This is a genomic window from Chitinophaga sp. (assembly GCF_035538455.1).
Taxonomy (GTDB): Bacteria; Bacteroidota; Bacteroidia; order Chitinophagales; family Chitinophagaceae; genus Chitinophaga.
On sequence record NZ_DATLKJ010000054.1, the window covers coordinates 22,168 to 40,553 of the forward strand.

15 protein-coding genes and 1 pseudogene are annotated in these 18,386 nt (G+C 46.6%); 11 read left to right on the top strand and 5 right to left on the bottom strand.

Going from position 1 to position 18,386, the window contains the following annotated elements; translation table 11 throughout:
* Nucleotides 1-89: 89 nt before the first annotated feature.
* The 3 genes and pseudogenes from VM802_RS06980 to tcmP form a co-directional block, all read right to left on the bottom strand.
* Nucleotides 90-1,328, bottom strand: a pseudogene (locus tag VM802_RS06980) (IS256 family transposase).
* Between the two features lie 113 nt (nt 1,329-1,441).
* A complete protein-coding gene (locus VM802_RS06985; protein ID WP_325529102.1) occupies nt 1,442-2,167 on the bottom strand; it encodes a DUF5131 family protein in 726 nt (241 codons plus the stop codon).
* Between the two features lie 5 nt (nt 2,168-2,172).
* Nucleotides 2,173-3,300: a three-Cys-motif partner protein TcmP gene (gene tcmP, locus VM802_RS06990; protein ID WP_325529103.1), complete on the bottom strand. Its 1,128-nt coding sequence runs from the start codon at nt 3,298-3,300 to the stop codon at nt 2,173-2,175.
* A 732-nt stretch (nt 3,301-4,032) separates the two neighbouring features.
* On the opposite strand from tcmP, the gene VM802_RS06995 reads away from it, so the two are divergent.
* The 6 genes from VM802_RS06995 to VM802_RS07020 all read left to right on the top strand — a co-directional run bounded on the left by VM802_RS06995 (nt 4,033) and on the right by VM802_RS07020 (nt 11,034).
* Nucleotides 4,033-4,890 carry a hypothetical protein gene (locus VM802_RS06995; RefSeq protein WP_325529104.1) on the top strand — a complete coding sequence of 286 codons (858 nt, stop codon included), beginning with the start codon at nt 4,033-4,035 and terminating at the stop codon, nt 4,888-4,890.
* Between the two features lie 21 nt (nt 4,891-4,911).
* Nucleotides 4,912-7,893, top strand: coding sequence for an N-6 DNA methylase (locus VM802_RS07000; protein WP_325529105.1), 2,982 nt, complete (start codon nt 4,912-4,914; stop codon nt 7,891-7,893).
* Nucleotides 7,894-8,165: 272 nt separating this feature from the next.
* A complete protein-coding gene (locus tag VM802_RS07005) occupies nt 8,166-8,474 on the top strand; it encodes a hypothetical protein (RefSeq protein WP_325529106.1) in 309 nt (102 codons plus the stop codon).
* 128 nt (nt 8,475-8,602) lie between these two features.
* Nucleotides 8,603-8,776 (top strand): hypothetical protein, encoded by a 174-nt coding sequence (locus tag VM802_RS07010; protein ID WP_325529107.1) that lies wholly within the window; start codon nt 8,603-8,605, stop codon nt 8,774-8,776.
* Between the two features lie 216 nt (nt 8,777-8,992).
* Entirely contained in the window at nt 8,993-9,583 is a 591-nt protein-coding gene (locus tag VM802_RS07015) for an RNA polymerase sigma-70 factor (protein WP_325529108.1), read from the top strand.
* A 92-nt stretch (nt 9,584-9,675) separates the two neighbouring features.
* Nucleotides 9,676-11,034 (top strand): TlpA family protein disulfide reductase, encoded by a 1,359-nt coding sequence (locus tag VM802_RS07020; protein WP_325529109.1) that lies wholly within the window; start codon nt 9,676-9,678, stop codon nt 11,032-11,034.
* A 172-nt stretch (nt 11,035-11,206) separates the two neighbouring features.
* Here the strand turns inward: VM802_RS07020 and VM802_RS07025 are convergent, their stop codons facing one another.
* Nucleotides 11,207-11,524, bottom strand: a complete 318-nt coding sequence (locus VM802_RS07025) for a hypothetical protein (RefSeq protein ID WP_325529110.1) — start codon at nt 11,522-11,524, stop codon at nt 11,207-11,209.
* Between the two features lie 234 nt (nt 11,525-11,758).
* Between VM802_RS07025 and VM802_RS07030 the strand changes: the two genes are divergently transcribed.
* The 5 genes from VM802_RS07030 (at nt 11,759) to VM802_RS07050 (ending at nt 17,654) form a co-directional block, all read left to right on the top strand.
* Complete coding sequence (locus VM802_RS07030) at nt 11,759-13,111, top strand: RagB/SusD family nutrient uptake outer membrane protein (protein WP_325529111.1); 1,353 nt, start codon at nt 11,759-11,761, stop codon at nt 13,109-13,111.
* Between the two features lie 47 nt (nt 13,112-13,158).
* Complete coding sequence (locus VM802_RS07035; RefSeq protein WP_325529112.1) at nt 13,159-13,650, top strand: hypothetical protein; 492 nt, start codon at nt 13,159-13,161, stop codon at nt 13,648-13,650.
* Nucleotides 13,651-13,745: 95 nt separating this feature from the next.
* On the top strand, nt 13,746-14,207 hold the full coding sequence (locus VM802_RS07040; protein ID WP_325529113.1) for a hypothetical protein: 462 nt from the start codon (nt 13,746-13,748) through the stop codon (nt 14,205-14,207).
* Nucleotides 14,208-15,404: 1,197 nt separating this feature from the next.
* Nucleotides 15,405-16,607, top strand: coding sequence for a RelA/SpoT domain-containing protein (locus VM802_RS07045; protein WP_325529114.1), 1,203 nt, complete (start codon nt 15,405-15,407; stop codon nt 16,605-16,607).
* A gap of 108 nt (nt 16,608-16,715) precedes the next feature.
* Nucleotides 16,716-17,654, top strand: coding sequence for a hypothetical protein (locus VM802_RS07050; protein ID WP_325529115.1), 939 nt, complete (start codon nt 16,716-16,718; stop codon nt 17,652-17,654).
* Nucleotides 17,655-17,697: 43 nt separating this feature from the next.
* Here VM802_RS07050 and VM802_RS07055 read toward each other — a convergent pair.
* The coding region (locus VM802_RS07055) for a helix-turn-helix transcriptional regulator (protein WP_325529116.1) at nt 17,698-18,386 on the bottom strand (689 nt) is incomplete at its 5' end.

An 18,386-nucleotide genomic window follows, 5' to 3' on the forward strand; every position in this document is an offset into this window, starting at 1 on the left:
CTGCCATATCATTAGGGAAGACACTTTGTTTTTAGTTACTTTGCGGATCTGGGGAGTGTAAACTAAACTGTGTCAGGCTACATTTTCAGTTATAGATGGAGCTTTAGTCGATTCCCAAAGATAATGGATAGCTGAGATAGTGTAAGGTTCCAGTTCCACAGCGGTTGGGTCCATTTTTTCTCGATATTGAGGGTGGCCAGGTATACCAATTTCAGCAATGCCATATCATTAGGGATTGCGCCTTTGTTTTGGTTACTTTGCGGATCTGGCGATGGTAACCTTCAATAGCATTAGTCGTGTAGATCAGCTTGCGGATAGGATCTATATAGGCAAAATAGGTAGAGAGCTTGTCCAGTTATTGAGCCAGGAGTTCAGCACCAGGGGATATTTCTGGCCCCATTTCTGTTCAAGGGCCGACAGATTCTCTTCTGCGAGCGCCTGATAGACCGTCTTTAAATCAGCCATAAATAGCTTCTGATCCTTCGATGCCAGGTATTTGAAGGTATGGATTTGGTGCACCACGCAGCTTTGAACCTCCGTTTTAGGGTATATACTGGCAATGGCTTCCGCAAAGCCGCGCATGTTGTCGATACAAGCGATCAGTATATCCTTTACGCCCCGGTTATACAGATCGGTCAATACGCTCAGCCAGAAGCTAACACCCTCGCTTTCCGAGACATACATACCGAGCACTTCTTTTTTGCCTTCCGTATTGATACCTAAAATATTGCACAGGCAGCGGGTGCCGGTCTTGCCCTCATCCTTTACTTTGTAGAACATGGCATCCAGGCATACAATCCAGTAGGTTTCCTCCAGTGGACGGCTTTGCCATTCCTTTACAAGAGGGATAACCCTATCCGTTATGGCACTCAGCGTGGCCGCTGATATATCCGTGTCGTACAGTTCTTTGATGTGACCTGCAATATCGCAAAGGCTCATCCCCAGGCCGTATAGGCCCAGTATCTTGCCTTCCAGGCTGTCAGCCAGGACACTTCCCGTTTCTTAATAATCTCAGGTTCAAAGGTGCTTAACCGGTCGCGTGGGGTGCTAATCTCCATGGTGCCTTCACGGGTCTTTACATGCTTGCTTCCAGTACCATTCTTCCTATTCTTTTTCACCAACCCTTCTTCTTCCAAATGACCATCCAGCTCTCCTTTCAGCGCTTCTTTCAGGAACTCTTTGAGCATTGGTCCAAAGACGCCGTCTTTGCCATACAGCGACTTGCCACTGCGAAATTGATGCAATGCCTTCTGCTTGATTTGTTCGTAGTCGAACTTCTGTTTGGGTGTTCCCCTAAAATTGTTTTTAAGAATTAACAAATTTATCATTTATTAACCTTGACACAGTTTAGTGTACAGTCTCCGGATCTGGTGATGATAGCCCTCGATAGCATTGGTCATGAAGATCAGCCTGCAGATCGGATCTACGTAGGCAAAGTTCGCTAGACGCTTTGCTGTAGATCTATTTCCGGCATTTCATCGTATGTTCTTCCGTTTAGAAATCTTCCTGCGGCTTTCTTATTTTTCCCACCCCATTGTTTAAAAAAGAATGCGACGTTCTTACTTTCACATTGTTCCTGTATATTGAGTACCCAATCGGCTTTCATTGGTCGTGGTTTATGTCCGCTTTCTCCGCCGACAATTACCCAGTCTATGCCTTCCAGATTCAGATTGTTCAATGGGCCGATAAGGGGCTCTAACGATAAAAATTTAACCCTTGCGTTTGTCTGCCTTAAAAAGGCAATTCTGCTTCTAACTTTATCGTTTTCTACTGATACGCCCATCCATATATTATGTGTCCATTTTAGTTTATTGTGAAGCTCAAATAATCTTTCCGCACGCTTTGTTAATACCTGGAAAACATGTTGTGGGTTATCATTCATGACTTGGAAAACCTTTTTTATAAAATCTAATGGTATATCCTTGTGAAATAAGTCACTCATTGAATTGACAAATACAACTTTTGGATGTTTCCATGAATAAGGAAGGCTTAGTGCATCTTCATGGGTTCTTACTTCGAAATTGTCCTTGTATTTTTCCACCCCCATTGCCTGAAGACGTTTTGACATTATCTCGGCATAGCAATATTTACAACCAGCTGAAATTTTATCACAACCAGTTGTAGGATTCCACGTCATTTCAGTCCACTCTATGCTTGATTGAGCCATAATAATTAATTTAATACAAAATAAACCTTTTTATGTTCAACATCCGTCGGTTTGCAGTATTTTATGTAAAATGATTTTTTCCTTGCTGTCGTTCCATCTGCGAGTAAGACCTTTAGCTGTCCTGTTTTTTGAAGGTTTGTTAAAACTTCGGTTGCATGCTTAGGTAAATACCCTTGACGTAAAACAAACTCGAAAACATCAGAATTATACTTACGTCCGCTTTTGAAAAAAGACTTCAAACCTTCTTCTAACTCATCGGTAAATTGTTGGGAGAATAAATTGGGAACGTTGCCACAATACCGCCATCCGCGACCTTCTTGCGTGTCAATTTCCCATTTCGATTCAAGCATTTTTTCAAAACCCTTTATATGAGGAGTGAAAAAGAATAAACAGAAAACAGTGTTTTCTTCCTTTTGCAAGGAAAAGTGATCTACAAAGAAAGAATTTCCTAAAAAATGCTGAAATCCCTTGTTTAATACGGATATAAATTCCCAAACGTTTTTTGCTTTCTTCGCTTCTTCAACGATTTCAAGATCAGACATGAAATTTTTTAGAATGGCGGGTGTTCCTTCATCAGCAAATCTGTACATAAATTGAATCGGGAGCCAAAGTAACACCTCACTTTTTTTATGTTTACCCAGTAATCCTTGAATATCACCAGCAACTAATTCTTTGTAGCCGTAAGGATCAATAAATACAAAGGCCTTTTCATTTTTGAATTTTTCGAAACAGGCTTTCAGCGCAACAACTGCTTGCTTATAATCTGCGTTGGATATTTGGAGGTTTCCAATGACTGAATAATGAAGGGAATTATCAGTGATATACTGATTTAATATGTCAGTCTTGGATTTTTCAATATCGTTCAAATAGCAATTTATCTTTGGAAGTTTTCGTGGTTTTTTATCAATTAGACTATAATGTGTTTCCTTAACATGTTCTAAAATTACCAAAGGGCTGCCATGCCCGTCATTTTCATATATTCCTTGTCCACAAAACAAGTCGTACATATGGATTGCATCGGTAAACCCGTCATTACTAATTATGTTCAAGTACCTTTTTACATACTCACCTAATAACCTAACCTTTGCCTGTGAATGATCAAGCAAATTTGTTTTAACGTCACGTTTATTCATATGTATAAATTGCATTGTCAGTTCGAAAGGATTATCCAATTAATGGTTGGTTAACGCGATTGGTAATTTCAATTGCCTTCCATGTGGACCAAGTACACTATACGAATATATATAATTTTACATAATGAAAGAACTGGGAAATTCCCCCGTTTAAGCCAATAATTGATTAATATAATTGGTTGCCTTTTGATTAATAAGGAAAGTCTAAGGCAATCACCCGCTCTGCTGAATATCCCAGATCAGGGTATCATCACTATCCACTCCCAGTTTTTCTTGTTCCGGATGCGGGCCACCTTGACGCTTTCGAGGTTTACCCCCATCAATTGCGCCACCTCATTCCGATGAGCGATGATGATGATGCGGAATGAAGCTCCATACTACTAGGTAATCGATACTCCCAATTAAATGTTTTGGTTGGATACCAAACTTTTTTTCCACTATGAAGAAATGAGTTGAGGAATTTTTCATGTTCCGTCCCGTGTACGGCTGACCGATGGCAAAAATATGCCCCCGCGGCAAAACAAGGCCTTCGTCTCCGCTGCGCTGCGCCTCGCAGGTGACGGAAAAAAAATCTCCACCCCGCCCATGCTACGGCCCGCGCTCACCCGCGGGTCGTATTTTTTTTCCGCCAGCCTTGTTATTGCCGGGCCAACGCTGCATTGCGCTGCCATTCGGTCAGCCGCTCACAGGCCGGCCGTGAAAAAAAAATTTTCACGAAAAAAATCATTAGCAATGCAAGCAATTTCCCTTTTAGAGAAGATCTCCGCCATTACCATCGATCCGCTAAGCTACCTATGTGCAGAAGATGCCACTTGGTGCCACGAAGCGTTAGCGCATTACACAGTACGCAGAGATTTTTTACAGGCTACTTACCTGTATGTATCCGAAAGCTGCGACACGCACAGCGTCAGCCATGGTGCACTTAACGAGGACGCGCATTATCGTTTTTCGGAATTCAATGATGGTATAGATAAGTTACGATCCGCGATCTCCATGCTGGGTCGGGCATTTATCCACAAAGTAGAAGATTATTTCAAGGACAAGTACAGCCTCGCATTCGATTCCTATGCTGATACGCTTAACAGGAAGGATGATATAATCCTGAACAGCCTACAACCCATCGTAGCGCATATGATCGCCATAACAGGAGGTGATCTGAGCCGCTGCGGTAAAGAGCGTGTGAAAAAACTGTTCCAGGATATTTTTAACTGGAAGGATCGACAGCCTATACTGAAGGGTAAAAAGATCAGCCTGCCCCATTATGCGCATTACTACTATAATTTCAAAGAGGATCCATCCCTGGATTATGGCGAAAAAGTAGTGTCCCACCTGCTAGGCGCTGTAGCGCTTTGTTTCCGGGATCAGCCTATCCCGGACCGGTCATCGCAAAGTTTACTGCAAAGCCTCAAAGAATCGCTGACCCACGGAGAGTCTTACAAGGTCGGTGATGATCTGTCCCTTTCCTTTTTCAAGAATGGCCGTTTAGACCTGGCTTTTACGGATGTGGACAAGGCCTTGCGTTTCTGGAATTTCTTCAGCCTGGATGGTATTTGCCAGCGTAACCGGGAAGTATGGAATAATAAATACTGATCACGCCCTAAACAATCTGCAATGCGCTACAATCATTACGGTATTGAAATACCACAGCAGCAAAGGGCGATGATCAACCTGAAGATCGCCGGACTGATCGGGTCCGGTGATCTCCGGGGAATCACAGCGGAAGAGATCTATAACTTATACAGTGGCAAAGGGGGCCTTTCCGGCAAGCAACGTAAGGATTATGATAATTACTACCAGTACGGTGAAGCAAAGCGGGACTTCGAACAAGGTCAGTTTTATACGCCTCATGACTTATGCAGGCAGATCGTAGCCGCCCTGCAACCGGAAGATCATTTCCGGGTAGCGGACCTGGCATGCGGTACCGGTAATTTTTTCAATCATCTCCCCAAGTCCTGTATCGTTTATGGCAATGAGCTGGATCCTATCGCCGCCAGTGTATGCCGGCTATTGTACCCGGACGCACATATCCAGACTGGGGATTTTATGAATTACGACCCAGGTATACGCTTCGACCTGGTGCTGGGAAATCCGCCCTTCAACCTATACAATGCCCTGGGCAGCAGCCAACTGGGATATATACATCAGTCCGAAAAGCTACTAAAGCTGGGCGGATTGCTGGTGGTGATCGTACCGTTGAAATTCCTGGGTGATACCTTTGCCGATGGTCGGCAGATCCGGTGGTTGGATGAGCATTTCCATTTCGTAGGCCAGTTCCCGTTACCCGCCGACTCCTTCGATGCGGTAATTGAAACGAAGCTGCTGGTCCTGCAAAAGAAAGGCCTTCCAAAGGCGTATACTCCTTACAATCCGGATTTGCTGCTGCCATTCGAACCACCAATTATCCACCAAAATCTGGTACGTCCCATTTACCAGACAAACCGGCGAGAAGCACCTGCTTTGCATTTACAAGCGGTGCAGTCAGGTATCACGGATACGGATACTCGTTACCGGATCGAAAAATGCCTGTATCATATCAAGGCCAATCCTCCCTTACGCAAAATGTACTATGAGCGTGCATTGGCCCGGATCCTCAAATTATCCGATCCCAGGCCCCTGGATATGGATTACGAGACCTGGGTTCTACACAGGGCCAAGCCGGAAGAAGTGCTGGGTTGGCTGAAAAAGATCCTGTCCCGGCAAAACGATCCGGCGCCCAAGAAGATCATAAAGTTGGTCAAAACAAATTACGGGTTACGTTACAAAGCCTATCACCGGGAATTGCGCAGCCAAGAGTGGTCCGAATCCGTGCATAAGTTGCTGGACCAGGAAGGAAAAGACCTCCGGCAGTTCCGCCGCCTGTATGCCTGCAAGCGAAAAACGAGACAATTGCAGGATACGCCCTTTGACCAGCTATCGCGCAACCAGGAGGTGGATTGTTTCCTGGACAATTTTACCCTGCAGGCGGTTCCCAGGCCCGGGGAACTCTTTACCGATAGCAACTTCCCGCAGATCCGGCTGAACGGCCAACAGAAAAAAGACCTGGGGCTTATCTTTCAAAAAAGGTATGGTCTGCTCAGCTGGCAACAGGGAGGTGGTAAGTCGGTTGCCGGTATGTGCTGGATGCGCTTTATCGAAAACAGGGTACAGGCGCGTTTCATCCTGGCACCTGCCCTGGCCATTGCTACTACCTGGACCGAGCGGCTTACTGCATACGGATTTAGTTTTATCCGCATTAGCCGTATATCGGACTGTGACCGGGTCCAGCCCGGGCAGATCATCCTGGTCAGCTTCGATATGCTCACGCAATTGAAACGGCAGGTAAAGGCTCTGGTAAAACGCTACAGCTATAAGATCGCCCTGTTAGTTGACGAATCTGATGAACTTACCAACGCCAACAGTAAACGTAGTAAGGCAACGCTTTCGTGTTTTCGAAAAGCTAAGTATAAACTACTGACTACAGGGACGACTACACGTAATAATATCAATGAGTTATATACGCAGTTGGAATTATTGTACAATAACAGCAGTAATTTTCTATGCCAGGCTCCGCTGGTCTACAAAACGGATAAAGAGGGGTGCCTGGAACCACTACCCAACGAACAGCTGGGTTTTCCGTTCCCGGCCTATCATGGCAATAGTCTGTTCAGGTACTGTTTTTCCCCGCAGAAGACCAGCGTACTGGGCATAAAAAAAGAAAACCAGGACGTATTCAATGCGGGGCACCTGGCGACCTTACTTGCCAAAACTGTTATTACCCGCAGCTTAGAGCAAATCGTCGGTGAGCAGAAGTACGAGATCAAGACACATGCGGTCATTCAAAACGAAGCAGAACGGGCACTTTACGAAATGCTAATGAAGGACTTTTGCCGCATCATATATGACTATTATACAAGTACAGGTAATAGCCGAAAGGATGCGGCCCTGTGGATTGTCCGCCAGATAATGTCTCTGATCAAGGCAACCAGCATGCCGCACCTGATGCCCAATTTTCGGGGATACGAGCTCCCTGGCAAGTACCAAAAAATCTTTTCCATGCTCGATGGATGGCCTTCAGAACTGGTAACGATCGGTTGCACCCTCAAAGAAGCCGCACAGGATTATTTTTCACGGTTACAACAGCGTTTACCGGAGCGGCAGCTATTTTACATCGATGGCGAAATTTCCATTCAGCGCCGGATAAAAGTGCTGGAATCCTTCAAAAGCAGCGGAAACGGTATCCTGGTATGCACGCAGCAGTCGCTTAAATCATCGGTCAATATTCCATTTTGCAACAAGTGCATCATCGAATCCCTGCAATGGAATATCCCGAAAATCAGCCAGTTCTATTTTCGCTTCATTCGATTCGATAGTCCCTTTCCCACGCAGGTGCATTTCGTAAACTATGAAAATACCATAGAATTGAATTTGTTGGCCTTGCTGATGGCCAAAGAGAAATTGAACAGCTTTGTCAAGACCCTTGCCGAGCAGGACCGGGCCGATATCTACGAGGCTTATGATATCGATATGGGCATTCTGGATATGCTGGTGCAGAAAGAATATGACGCCGAAGGCCGCATGTCGCTGAGCTGGGGCAGGCAATCCGTTTCCCGGTAATTGGGCCTGTTTATCCTGAAAAAATATGCTTCAGGCGCTCAGGTTACCGCCAGATGATTTCCGGGATTATGGGTCAAACAATGTTATCCTTAATCCGCGGGCTTTTTCAGCGTATAGCCGTTGCTGTTATAAGTCTATGCTTCTGGAGAGCCCTGCACAAATCATCCATCACCATGAGAAAGATCTATTTTAAGGTCCTAAAAGCCTATTCCTGCTTTTGCTACCGCTTACCAGCGCCCCATTTTCCTGCTCAAAACAAGGGAGCCTAGCCTGTGGCACATCATGTATCCGGCAGTAAAGCCCGGTTTTCCCCCGGCAATGAACAGTGTTCAAATGCAGCGAGTGCTCAAAATCCTGCAAATCCCTATGATGCACTTGGCTTGCAGGTAGTGACCGCCCTGCACAGGCTGCTGGCTGATAACCCGGATTCACAAACCTTGGATGAGCGGTTGATCGGTTATTACCGGGAGCAGTATTTAGGTTTTCGTCAATTCAGGAAGGAACCCAGGGCAGGAGAGAGCCCAGGGCGTCTTTCGGGGCTGAACGGCAATCACATCGAACTAAAGGAACCAAAATTGTAAAAAAGCGTATAGTCGGAACCGTTAGCATCCGGGCAAGGTTGGGAAAAACTTTGCCCGGCATTGTTACCGGTACTATCTCTATACAGCCGGATAAATTGTAATTTTATCCCGTAAAATACCCCTGCCCCATGAAAATTTTCTCCGTATTAACCCCGGATGGATCCCTGCTGATCCCTCTAGCCATTGCCATTATTGGTATTGTACCCTTTCTTAAGATCATTCCGGCATTATCGGTTATCTACACAGAAGAAATATCCCCTGAAACAACCTGGCAAAGCTGGTGCCTGATTAACCATCTATGACTTATAGCTTATAGCCTATTGCTAAAAACTAATGGACGTATTAACATAATTAACATCTTTATTTTTTTTAGTAGTTTCCCGATCTGTTATTTTGCGCTTGCTGCGCAAGCAGATAATACATACCATCACCATTTTCGTACTTCTGGAAAGCTTCCTGTAATCCCCGCTGCGTAAGAACCTGCGGGACCAATTTCATTCATCCGTAAAGCAATTATTATGGTCCGACCGATATCGGAGCCAGCAGGCTTTTCCGTGCCTGCACTCAGACGTGGTGACCAGGCAGCTTTCCATGCCTTGTTTCTACAATTTTATGCACCGCTGTGCTATTTCACGGAGCGGTTGACCGGGGACCGGGAAGTTGCCCTGGAAATAGTTTCGGATGTCTTTTTGAAACTTTGGCAAAAGCGGGCAGGCTTTAACCATTTATTATCGATCAAATCATTTTTATATACTGCCGCCAAACACGCCAGCCTTAATTATCTGCGCAGTAATGCGCGCAGGCAGCACCGTCGCGCGGCTTTTGAAAGGGCTTTCCCATCGGAGCCGGTACCTGCACCCGTGGCGCTTATGATCGAAATCGAAATGATGCGGGAGCTGGACCAGGTAATCCGGACTCTACCGCCGCGTTGCGGCAGTGTCATCCAGTTTTATTTTATCGAAGGGCTTTCGACCCGGGAAATTGCCGAGCGTTTATCCGTCAGCGTTAGCACTGTCGACAGCCAGCGGCAGCGGGGCCTCAAATTGCTGCGTGCGGCGCTGGGCAGCAAAGCGCTTCGCCTGCTTTTGGAGATGTTGCCGGGCGTATAAAATTTTTTTTGCAGGTCTTTAGCGGATTTGTATAACAGCGGTGTTTCAATTATCGGAAGCACTCATTTTTAGGATCTACTTTTTGTGTATGTATGCTTAGATTATTGTATTGCACGATATTTTTCTGGTGCCTGTTCCGGTTGTCGTATACTTACGGCGCCGGAAGGCCCATTAAACCTGTTGTCTGTATAGGCTGTAAAGTGGCCGATCTTTCTTTTCGGGTGCATAGCAACGGAAATGAAAAGCAGCTGAAAATATCACAGCTTCGCGGAAAGCTGGTGATACTGGATTTCGGGGCCACCTGGTGCGGGCCTTTTATAGGTCAGATGTGTCGTTTGGCATCCTTACAAAAAAAGTTCGGGGCGTGCGTTCAGATAATCCTCGTTACCCGGGATTCCCAGGTGGTCGTCAGCCGCTGGCTGGAAAAATACAATCATGTGGAAGATCGTTTTTCACTGCCTATGGTGACGGACGATTCGGCGCTCTCTGCTGCATTTCCACACCAGTTCCTGCCGCATTACGTATGGATATCCCCGCAGGGGTACTTGATGGGAGCTACCGGCAGCGATATGGTCAACAGTGTGCAAATAGAGGCTATCCTGGCCGGTAAAAAAGTGCGCCTGAACCCTAAAGTGGATCCAGCACCGGAACAAATGCTCCTTCCTGCTGCTATTGAGGCCACAACGGGTAATGGTAAAGGGGATTTTGACGAGGCAGTACTTTTTAGGAGCAAGTTGCGAGGCTACCAGCACGGGGCCGGCACCGGAACGATCCGCCGAAGCGACAGTACCGGCCATTGGAAGGGAATGTATTGTGTCAACCAAAGCATCTTTTCGCTGTACCAGGAAGCGTATGGATATGGGGAATTTGAAGCACTGCTCCAGGTGCCTGGCAACCGGGTGCTGCTTGAATTACCCCAGGCATCCGGCTTTCGCTATACGGGAAACCCCAAAGATACGCTGACGCTGAATGCCTGGATGGGAAAAAACAGCTATTGCTATGACTTGGATATAGCAGACCCTGGGGAACTGTCGTTGCACGCGACCATGGCCCGGGAACTGGATCATCTGTTCGGTCTGCAGTCCTGTATGCAGGAACGAATGATGCGTTGCCGGGTACTGAAATGGACAAACGATGCATATAAGCTTTACAGCAAAGTTGGTCCTGCTTATTGCGAGGATAATCCCGATTGGTTACAGCTAAGCAATTCAGAAAGCAGCGAACTGTATGAACGGCTGTTAAAATACTGGTGGCAGCAGGATACCATGCCCTTCATCGATGAAACGGGCGGCACACGACATATAGACCTGGAGCTGCATGCACGCTTAAGCGATCCGGCCGCTGTTGCGCTGGCCCTGGCTGGCAGCGGGTTGGAGATCGTAACGGAGCTGCGACGAATAAATATGCTGGTCATCCGCCGGGATGAAAGCGTTAAATCAATAGTACCATGAATCGCACAGCGTCCAAACGGGCCTATTATCGGTATGTGCAGGCCTGCCCGACCGAAAAGGCACCAGATAGGGTAAATCAAAGAATCAAACTTCAACGACAAGTACACCTGCGCAGGAGTTGGCGTCGCATAACTACCTTTTTGTTGTTCGGGGTTCAACCGCTGGCCATCGCTTACTGGCTGGGGCATATGGACGAAAGAGAATCTTTAATGAACACAAAGGCCATATCGCAAATAGGAGGGAAAAAGGTAATGCTGTATGGGCAGCAGGATACACCGCCGATACTGCGTGCAGATACCGGAGGGACGATCGCCGCCCTGCACTTTGCCGCCTGTAGTGTCCATGATTGCCGGCAACCAGCAATTTTTAAGAGGTCGCCCTTGAGCAGGGGAATGCTCAGGCCTAGCAGTTGGTATGGCGCCTGTTTCCAGGTTTCCAGGGATTCGGTCCTGTCCTGTCCGCTAATCGTGAGCCCCTGCCCCCTAATCATCAGCCCGGACCCCTGATTTCAAGCATCCGCTCCTTCCGCCAGGTAGAGGAAACGGGCTATCCAATCCTCAAAAGGGCCATTCCCTATAATCGTCACCAAGTTGGTAACTATCCTCGCTACCTTCTTTTCCCTGGTGCTTTGCGCGCAGCGCTGCCTCGATTCGTGACAGCCCTTGCCTTGTATTGAAAAAACATCCGCAACCAAAACGATTTTAAAAATTTTTATCCAATGTCTATGATGCGATTCGTATTACCTTTTATACCGGCACTCATTATCTACGGTTTGACCGCTTGCTCTAAAAATCCTTTGCCTGCAAAGCGGGACCGTACCCTGGTAGTGCCCCATTCGGAGCAGGAACTGCTGGAGCTATTGGATGATACAGCTATAATGAACGGGCAGCTTATAGGCGCCGCTGAAATTTCAGCGGACGGGTACTATCTACCAGACCCTGTCCTGGATACAATATCCCCGGTGATCCGTAACCTGTATCAATGGCAAAAAGATGTTTGGGATCCTGTTTACATGCCTGCTGATTGGGCGGTTCCTTACAGGCGTATCTTTTATGCAAACCGGGTATTGGAAGGAGTGTCGGATACAGACAGCAACAGTCCACGCTCTAAAAACCTGGAAGGCATGGCTTTTTTCCATCGTGCCTATAATCATTTTCTGCTGGCTCAGCTTTTTGCTGGTTCTTACCAGAAGGCCACAACAGACACCGATCTTGGTATTCCCCTAAAACGAGCCGCCCATGACAGCATTGTTACCCGTGGAACAATCGGGCAGACCTATGCTTGTATCACAGCGGATCTACGCAAAGCCTGCCGGCTGTTACCACCTACCCAGGCAACGTCCAACAGGCCTTGCCGTGCAGCTGCCAGCGGGTTGTTGGCACGGGTGCTGGTACAAATGGGGGCATATAACGAGGCTTTGTATTGCGTGCATACAGCGATTATGGAAAGCGGGGAGTTGATGCGTTTTAAGGACCAGGACAGTGTCGCTATCCATCCATTCGGGTTGAACAATTCAGAAATCCTTTTTTACGACGCGTTCAGCGAGGGGCCGGCATTCGATCCGGCAACCAGCCGGGTGGATACGGATCTGCTACGAAGTTATGAGCCAGGTGATTTGCGACGAGCCATATATTTTAAACCCGTAGCACAGGGTACTATTTTCCGGGGTAGCTACAGCGGCACGGATGCACCCTTTTGCGGTATTGCATTAGACGAGCTGTATCTGCTGCGTGCAGAATGCAATGCCCGCTTGGGTAATAGCGCAACGGCTCTCAAGGATCTCAATACCCTGCGCCGCAGCCGTTGGGAGCCCGAGATGTTTGAGCCACTCCAGGCGACGGATCCGCAAGCCGTACTGGACCTGGTGATCGCGGAACGCCGTAAAGAATACTACTTCCGCGGGCTTCGTTGGTCGGATCTGCGTCGGCTCAACCTGGAACCCAGGTACGCCCACACAATCAACAGAGCTACCAGCGGGAAGCAGGTCACGTTAATTCCCGGCGACCTCAATTACATCCTGCCGATCCCGCAGCAGGAAATCATTTTAAGCGGTATCCAACAGAATACCCGCAGGTAGGGCAATTGGGCTGCAATAAGTAATTGATCAAATAAACAACAAATTGTATGATGTCTATCGAACTTATTGAATTGAAACATGATGAGCATGGAACACCGGTGGGTGTATTTATTCCTTTCCGGTACTGGGGGGTGTTGCGCCATACCGTCAGGGCCTATACTCCGATCTTCGATTTGATGGACAGGTACGGGCGCCCGAAAATCTGGGAGTTTGTAGAAAAGCAGCATGGCCCAGTCAATTACCTGGAGATGCAGATGAAGTCTGAACTTGCGTTTATCCAGAAATTTGCTCGCGGGGAGGCTATTTATGTGGAAGATGAACGCTGCCCCAGTAAACCCCATTTTGTCCGTCATAATCCGGACGGCAGCGAAGACCTCATTTCCCGGGATTGGGAAAAGGAAACAGATGTATTAGTCCGCCAGCTTACACCGGCTGGGCAGGGGGTGTATGCCTTCCTGTTAAAAGACCCCAGATATGAGCGGATCAAAGCCCGTCATAAGGATCAACATACCAAAGATGGCGAAGCCAGCTCCACATGAATGCTGGTTCCTTATCTAGGTATAACTTCATTATGCACCATGATTCAACATGATGCAGTCCAAAAAGCATTCAATAACAAGAAGTCGATTCCAGGATGTCCATTGAAATAAAAAGAGGCAAAGGAGGGCGTGCCTTAGGAATTTACCTCCCTTTGAGAGACTGGGTAAAGGTGCATCATAACGTGAAAGCTTATACGGCGATTTATGAGTTAGCGGAGCGTTACGCGCCGGTGGATCCGATTCTGAAAGGTATCCTGGACCGAGAAAGACAGGCAGGCCTGGACCTGAACCTGCTCGAGCTGCAAGAAAAAGTGGAGCAGCAGTACCTTTCTGCATTCAGGGAGGGAAAGCCCAGGTACTACCAGGATGATAACTGCGTCACGAAAGATCATTTTATGCGCGAAAACCCGGACGGCAGCGAAGACCTTGTCCATTTCGATTACAGCGATGAAGCGGTCAGGGAAGTAGTCCTGGCACATGTGGCACCGGCAGGAGCGGGCCGCTACGCATATTTGTTGGCTGATCCCAGGTTCCGGGATAACAAAACACCTTTGTAAGTTTATCCGGTTGTGTGCCAGTTAACATAAAGACCGGGTAATCCTGCCCGGCTGTCATAATTATTCAACTCTTGAAGAATGCATACTATGGCTTTAAAAATTAAAAGGAGAAAAACGGATGAAAAGGTAATGGGGATCTATATTCCCGCGGCAGATTGCAAGGCTTTATTGTATACTATTCGTCCCTATACACTATTGTATAACCTAATGATCGCGGTGGTCGAATCACCGGAGGTCCAGGCCTATAAGTCCTATATGTTACCTCAATGGGGGATGACGGTCCGCGATATGGAAATCCTGACCGAATATTAACTGGAGCAACATATTTCAGCTGCTTTTGCAAGGGGGGCATGCTATTTCTACCAGGACGAGCGTTGCCCGGATCAGGATTGCATCGTTCGCGCCAATCCGGATGGCGGCGAAGACCTGGTGGGCAGTGGGCCTTTGGCAAGATGCTACCTGAAACTATTGGCGGTTGCAGGTACCGGTAGGTATGCTTACCTGGTAAAGCGTTGAAGAGGATTTCTTTTAAAAATGTGTGCATGAATTGATATTTGGATATCGAAATATAGGCTGGGTATTCCTGCCCGGTCACTTCCATGTAATAGTCGATGGAGAAACATGAGGTTAGGATACAATTTCTTCTGGATGTTCTCCACCATCCTTCCAGGCTCACTCCCCGATTTTGCTGCAGCCTGTGCACTGCCTCCTGCAGGTGTGGATACGTCTTCATTAAGCTCGTTACCGGCGATTTGTCAAAATCGATATATAGGGAACGATAGGCGCCCGGCTCAAAAGCGCCACTATTGATCGTTGCAGCAGGCAAGTAAAATAACCTGAACATACTTGCGTTGAAATCGACCTCCCCTAATGCTTCCAGTTTCGCCAGGATATGGCCGTCCAGCATATTTGACGGATGATAAAACACAGCCGATACTGACAACTACCAGGGGCGGGCCCTACGGATAGATAATATGAGTGCTTTGACGACCTGTAGGAGAGGAGGATAAATGTAAACAGGTTCTTTATTTACCGGAAACGTTTGGACGCAAATAGTCAGATATTTCTTTTTTACTTTGTTGCTTTTGATCTTCGTGTAGGCGTTTAGGTTACTGTCAATTTAAATGCGCGTGGTACTCTAGTATATCTCTTTGTGTATAATAATATAAATGAGGTTTCCTGATAAAAAAAATCACCATGATCAGTAAAGAAGCATTTTTTAAACGCTACCATCATCTTGATTATGCAGCGTTCGGGCAGTCCGGCTTACCTTGGGAAGACCTGGAAGAAATCTACCGGGATTTTGAGCAGTACCGGCATAAACTCCAGCAGCATTCTAATTCAATCTTCGGTATACTCATGATGTGCGAGCATATTCATTCTGTCCGGTACCGGGTAAAAGATAGCGAGCATTTGATCGAGAAGGTTATTCGTAAAAGACTGGAGGCCCCGGACCGGATAATAGGGCTTGATAATTATAAGGAGGAAATGGACGACCTATTGGGGTTCCGGGTGCTGCATATGATGAAGGAGGATTGGTTGCCGGTTCATAAGTATATATTAAAAGAATATGATCTTAAAGGGACACCGGTAGCCAATCATAGGGCAGGTGATGATGAGTCGATCCTCATAGAGTATAAAAATAATGGATGCGACACCAAAATACATAAGGCTGGGTACCGGTCCGTACATTATACTATAAAACTAAAGCCGGGTAAAGATCCTGTTTATGCGGAAGTGCAGGTCCGGACTATCTTTGAAGAAGGCTGGGCGGAGATCGACCATAATGTACGCTATCCTTATAATACGGATAACCCGATCCTGGAAAATTACCTGAAGTTGTTTAATCGGGTAACCGGAATTGCCGATGAAATGGCCTCTTTTATTTCTGCCATGAACGAAGCATTCGACCAGCGTAATCGCGAAATCAACAAGCAGAAAGGGATTGTAAGAGAGCTGCAGCAACAAGTGGAAAAGTTGACAGTGCAAGCGGATCAGCAAGCGGCAATCCATCGGATTAAACAAAATATTTCTGACCTGGAAGCTTCCCACCAACGAATTTCGAGGGGTTCGCCTGTTATCAGGTTAAATGAAATTATGGACAGGCGAGCGCAAGAAATTTTGACGCGAGATGCTGAGCAGAGATTACATACGTACCAGAATAGTATAAGTCGGATTAATGATCAAAGTGAGGCGCTAGCACGCCGCCAGGAAATCCTGAATAAGCTATCATCAGGCAGTGTTCTATCCCTACCTCCCGATATTCAGCTCCGCGGGTTTGACAGGATCCTGGACCCATGGGGGGTAATGCTTCGCAAAAATATCCGTAATGCTGATTCCTTGCCTGAACAAGCTGGGAACGCTCGTAATAATACTGAGGATACGCCTTCTACAGAATAATTAACTGTAATTAATTGGATCCAACCATTAGCTGTAGTTAATGATATTACAAGCCGGAAGGGCCTTGTAACTTGATATAGACAAGGCGGCAACGAATATTTAATATGAATGAATTCAATTAATAAGATGTCTAATAAGTATAAGTTAAAAAGCCAGATTAGTGAAAACCAGGTAGAGGCAGATGTCGCTAATTACTTGGGTTTTATAACGCCGCTGTTGTCCAATAGATACCGGCTGATATCCGTTGATGAACAGCAAACTGGTGCCGATAAATTATTCGACCGATTCTCCCCGATTTATATGCAATTCAAGGTATCACAAGGATTGAACCCGAAAAATAACATTTGGACACATTTTCAAAATAAGCCACTTACCAAGATTATAAATTACAGAAAACAAAACGGGCTAACCGGAGATCCCATTCTCTATTTTGAATTGAGAGAGAAAGCCAAAAATGCAAAGGAGTTCCAACATAATTTGTTACGAAAATTACATCGACCACCTAAACAGTTTGCCATGTATGTTGCCCCGCTGACATTGGATTTGGCCGAATATGAGCGGGCCTTTAATCCTAAGTGGTTTTATCGGTTTTTCTATTGGAACTTTCCTCCTCAAAAAATGGTCGTAATTGATGACACTATTCAACAGCAAAAAATCCAATTGGGCATGAATCCTTTCCTAAGGTGCCATATTTCTATTCCTCCCCATGTCAATGTCGACACTCATGAGCATCATTACTCTTTTTCAAAAAGTGGAGGTGATGTGGCTTGGCATGGCGGACAAACGTTAAATGACGATTTCCGCTTATCTAGTCAGTTTGCCCGGATACTGGAGCATTTTTATGCTAATCCGGACTATGGCTTTTCCCTGCGACAGTACTCAGCCTTTATCCGGGAACTGACGTTTATAGACCCCGGCATTTTTGAAGATTTGTCTGCGAAAGAACAATATGACAGTAATCGTGCGTTCTCAGATATCTATGCTTTTGCCCGATTTCTAAAAGTGGAATATAATATCCGACTCTTATTTTTGACGGAGCACAGTTGATAATAATCGATTGAAAGGCACGTAATAAGAGAAAATACCGGACTTACCCAATACCATTAATGAACTGGGTCAGTTTCTCTTCAGAGTCCAGCCCAAGCTTCTTTTTGATTCGGAACCGGGCGACCTTGACGCTATCCGGCTCGATACCCATCAGCTGCGCTACCTCTTTTTGCCCCAGGCCCATCTTGAGGTAAGCGCAATGCTTTTGTTCCGACAAGGTCAGGTTAGGCGCCGCTTTCAATAGTTGCGTAAAAAATCCAGGGTGCACATTTTTAAAATGCAGCACCCAAGTATCCCATAACCCTTCCCCTGTACTCAATTTATCGATACTGCGAAGTATGCCTTTCAGGGCGGCCGCATCCGCTGACAGGCTGGCTTTACGGACTTGTTCTTTCACCTCTGTCAGCGCCTTACTCTTTTCTTCTTGGAAAAGCGTGATACTGGCCAGCTCCCGGTCCCGGTAGGCCAGATCGGTTTTCAGCCTACTGGCTTCCAGGGCCATTTTTTGCCTTTCGCTCCGATTCAGGCGTTGCCGTAAACGGGAAAACAGCACGCTCAGGATCAGGGCTGCCGTTACCAGTGCCGCTATTAAAATAATCAGGACGAGGATGATTCTTTGACTGCGCTTTGTTTTTTCCAGCTCCGCGATCCTGGTTTCTTTCAACTCTGTCTCATAGGTCATTTGCAGCTGCTGCTGGCGCTGGGCCTGCTGCTGGCTGAACAGGATTATCT

Excerpts from the sequence above, each read along its gene's own strand:
- VM802_RS06985 (WP_325529102.1), bottom strand. The coding sequence starts at position 2,167 with ATGGCTCAATCAAGCATAGAGTGGACTGAAATGACGTGGAATCCTACA.
- VM802_RS07050 (WP_325529115.1), top strand. The coding sequence starts at position 16,716 with ATGAATTCAATTAATAAGATGTCTAATAAGTATAAGTTAAAAAGCCAG.
- VM802_RS07035 (WP_325529112.1), top strand. The coding sequence starts at position 13,159 with ATGATGTCTATCGAACTTATTGAATTGAAACATGATGAGCATGGAACA.
- VM802_RS07030 (WP_325529111.1), top strand. The coding sequence starts at position 11,759 with ATGATGCGATTCGTATTACCTTTTATACCGGCACTCATTATCTACGGT.
- VM802_RS07010 (WP_325529107.1), top strand. The coding sequence starts at position 8,603 with ATGAAAATTTTCTCCGTATTAACCCCGGATGGATCCCTGCTGATCCCT.
- tcmP (WP_325529103.1), bottom strand. The coding sequence starts at position 3,300 with ATGAATAAACGTGACGTTAAAACAAATTTGCTTGATCATTCACAGGCA.
- VM802_RS07025 (WP_325529110.1), bottom strand. The coding sequence starts at position 11,524 with ATGATTAGGGGGCAGGGGCTCACGATTAGCGGACAGGACAGGACCGAA.
- VM802_RS07015 (WP_325529108.1), top strand. The coding sequence starts at position 8,993 with ATGGTCCGACCGATATCGGAGCCAGCAGGCTTTTCCGTGCCTGCACTC.
- VM802_RS07000 (WP_325529105.1), top strand. The coding sequence starts at position 4,912 with ATGCGCTACAATCATTACGGTATTGAAATACCACAGCAGCAAAGGGCG.
- VM802_RS07020 (WP_325529109.1), top strand. The coding sequence starts at position 9,676 with ATGCTTAGATTATTGTATTGCACGATATTTTTCTGGTGCCTGTTCCGG.
- VM802_RS06995 (WP_325529104.1), top strand. The coding sequence starts at position 4,033 with ATGCAAGCAATTTCCCTTTTAGAGAAGATCTCCGCCATTACCATCGAT.
- VM802_RS07045 (WP_325529114.1), top strand. The coding sequence starts at position 15,405 with ATGATCAGTAAAGAAGCATTTTTTAAACGCTACCATCATCTTGATTAT.
- VM802_RS07040 (WP_325529113.1), top strand. The coding sequence starts at position 13,746 with ATGTCCATTGAAATAAAAAGAGGCAAAGGAGGGCGTGCCTTAGGAATT.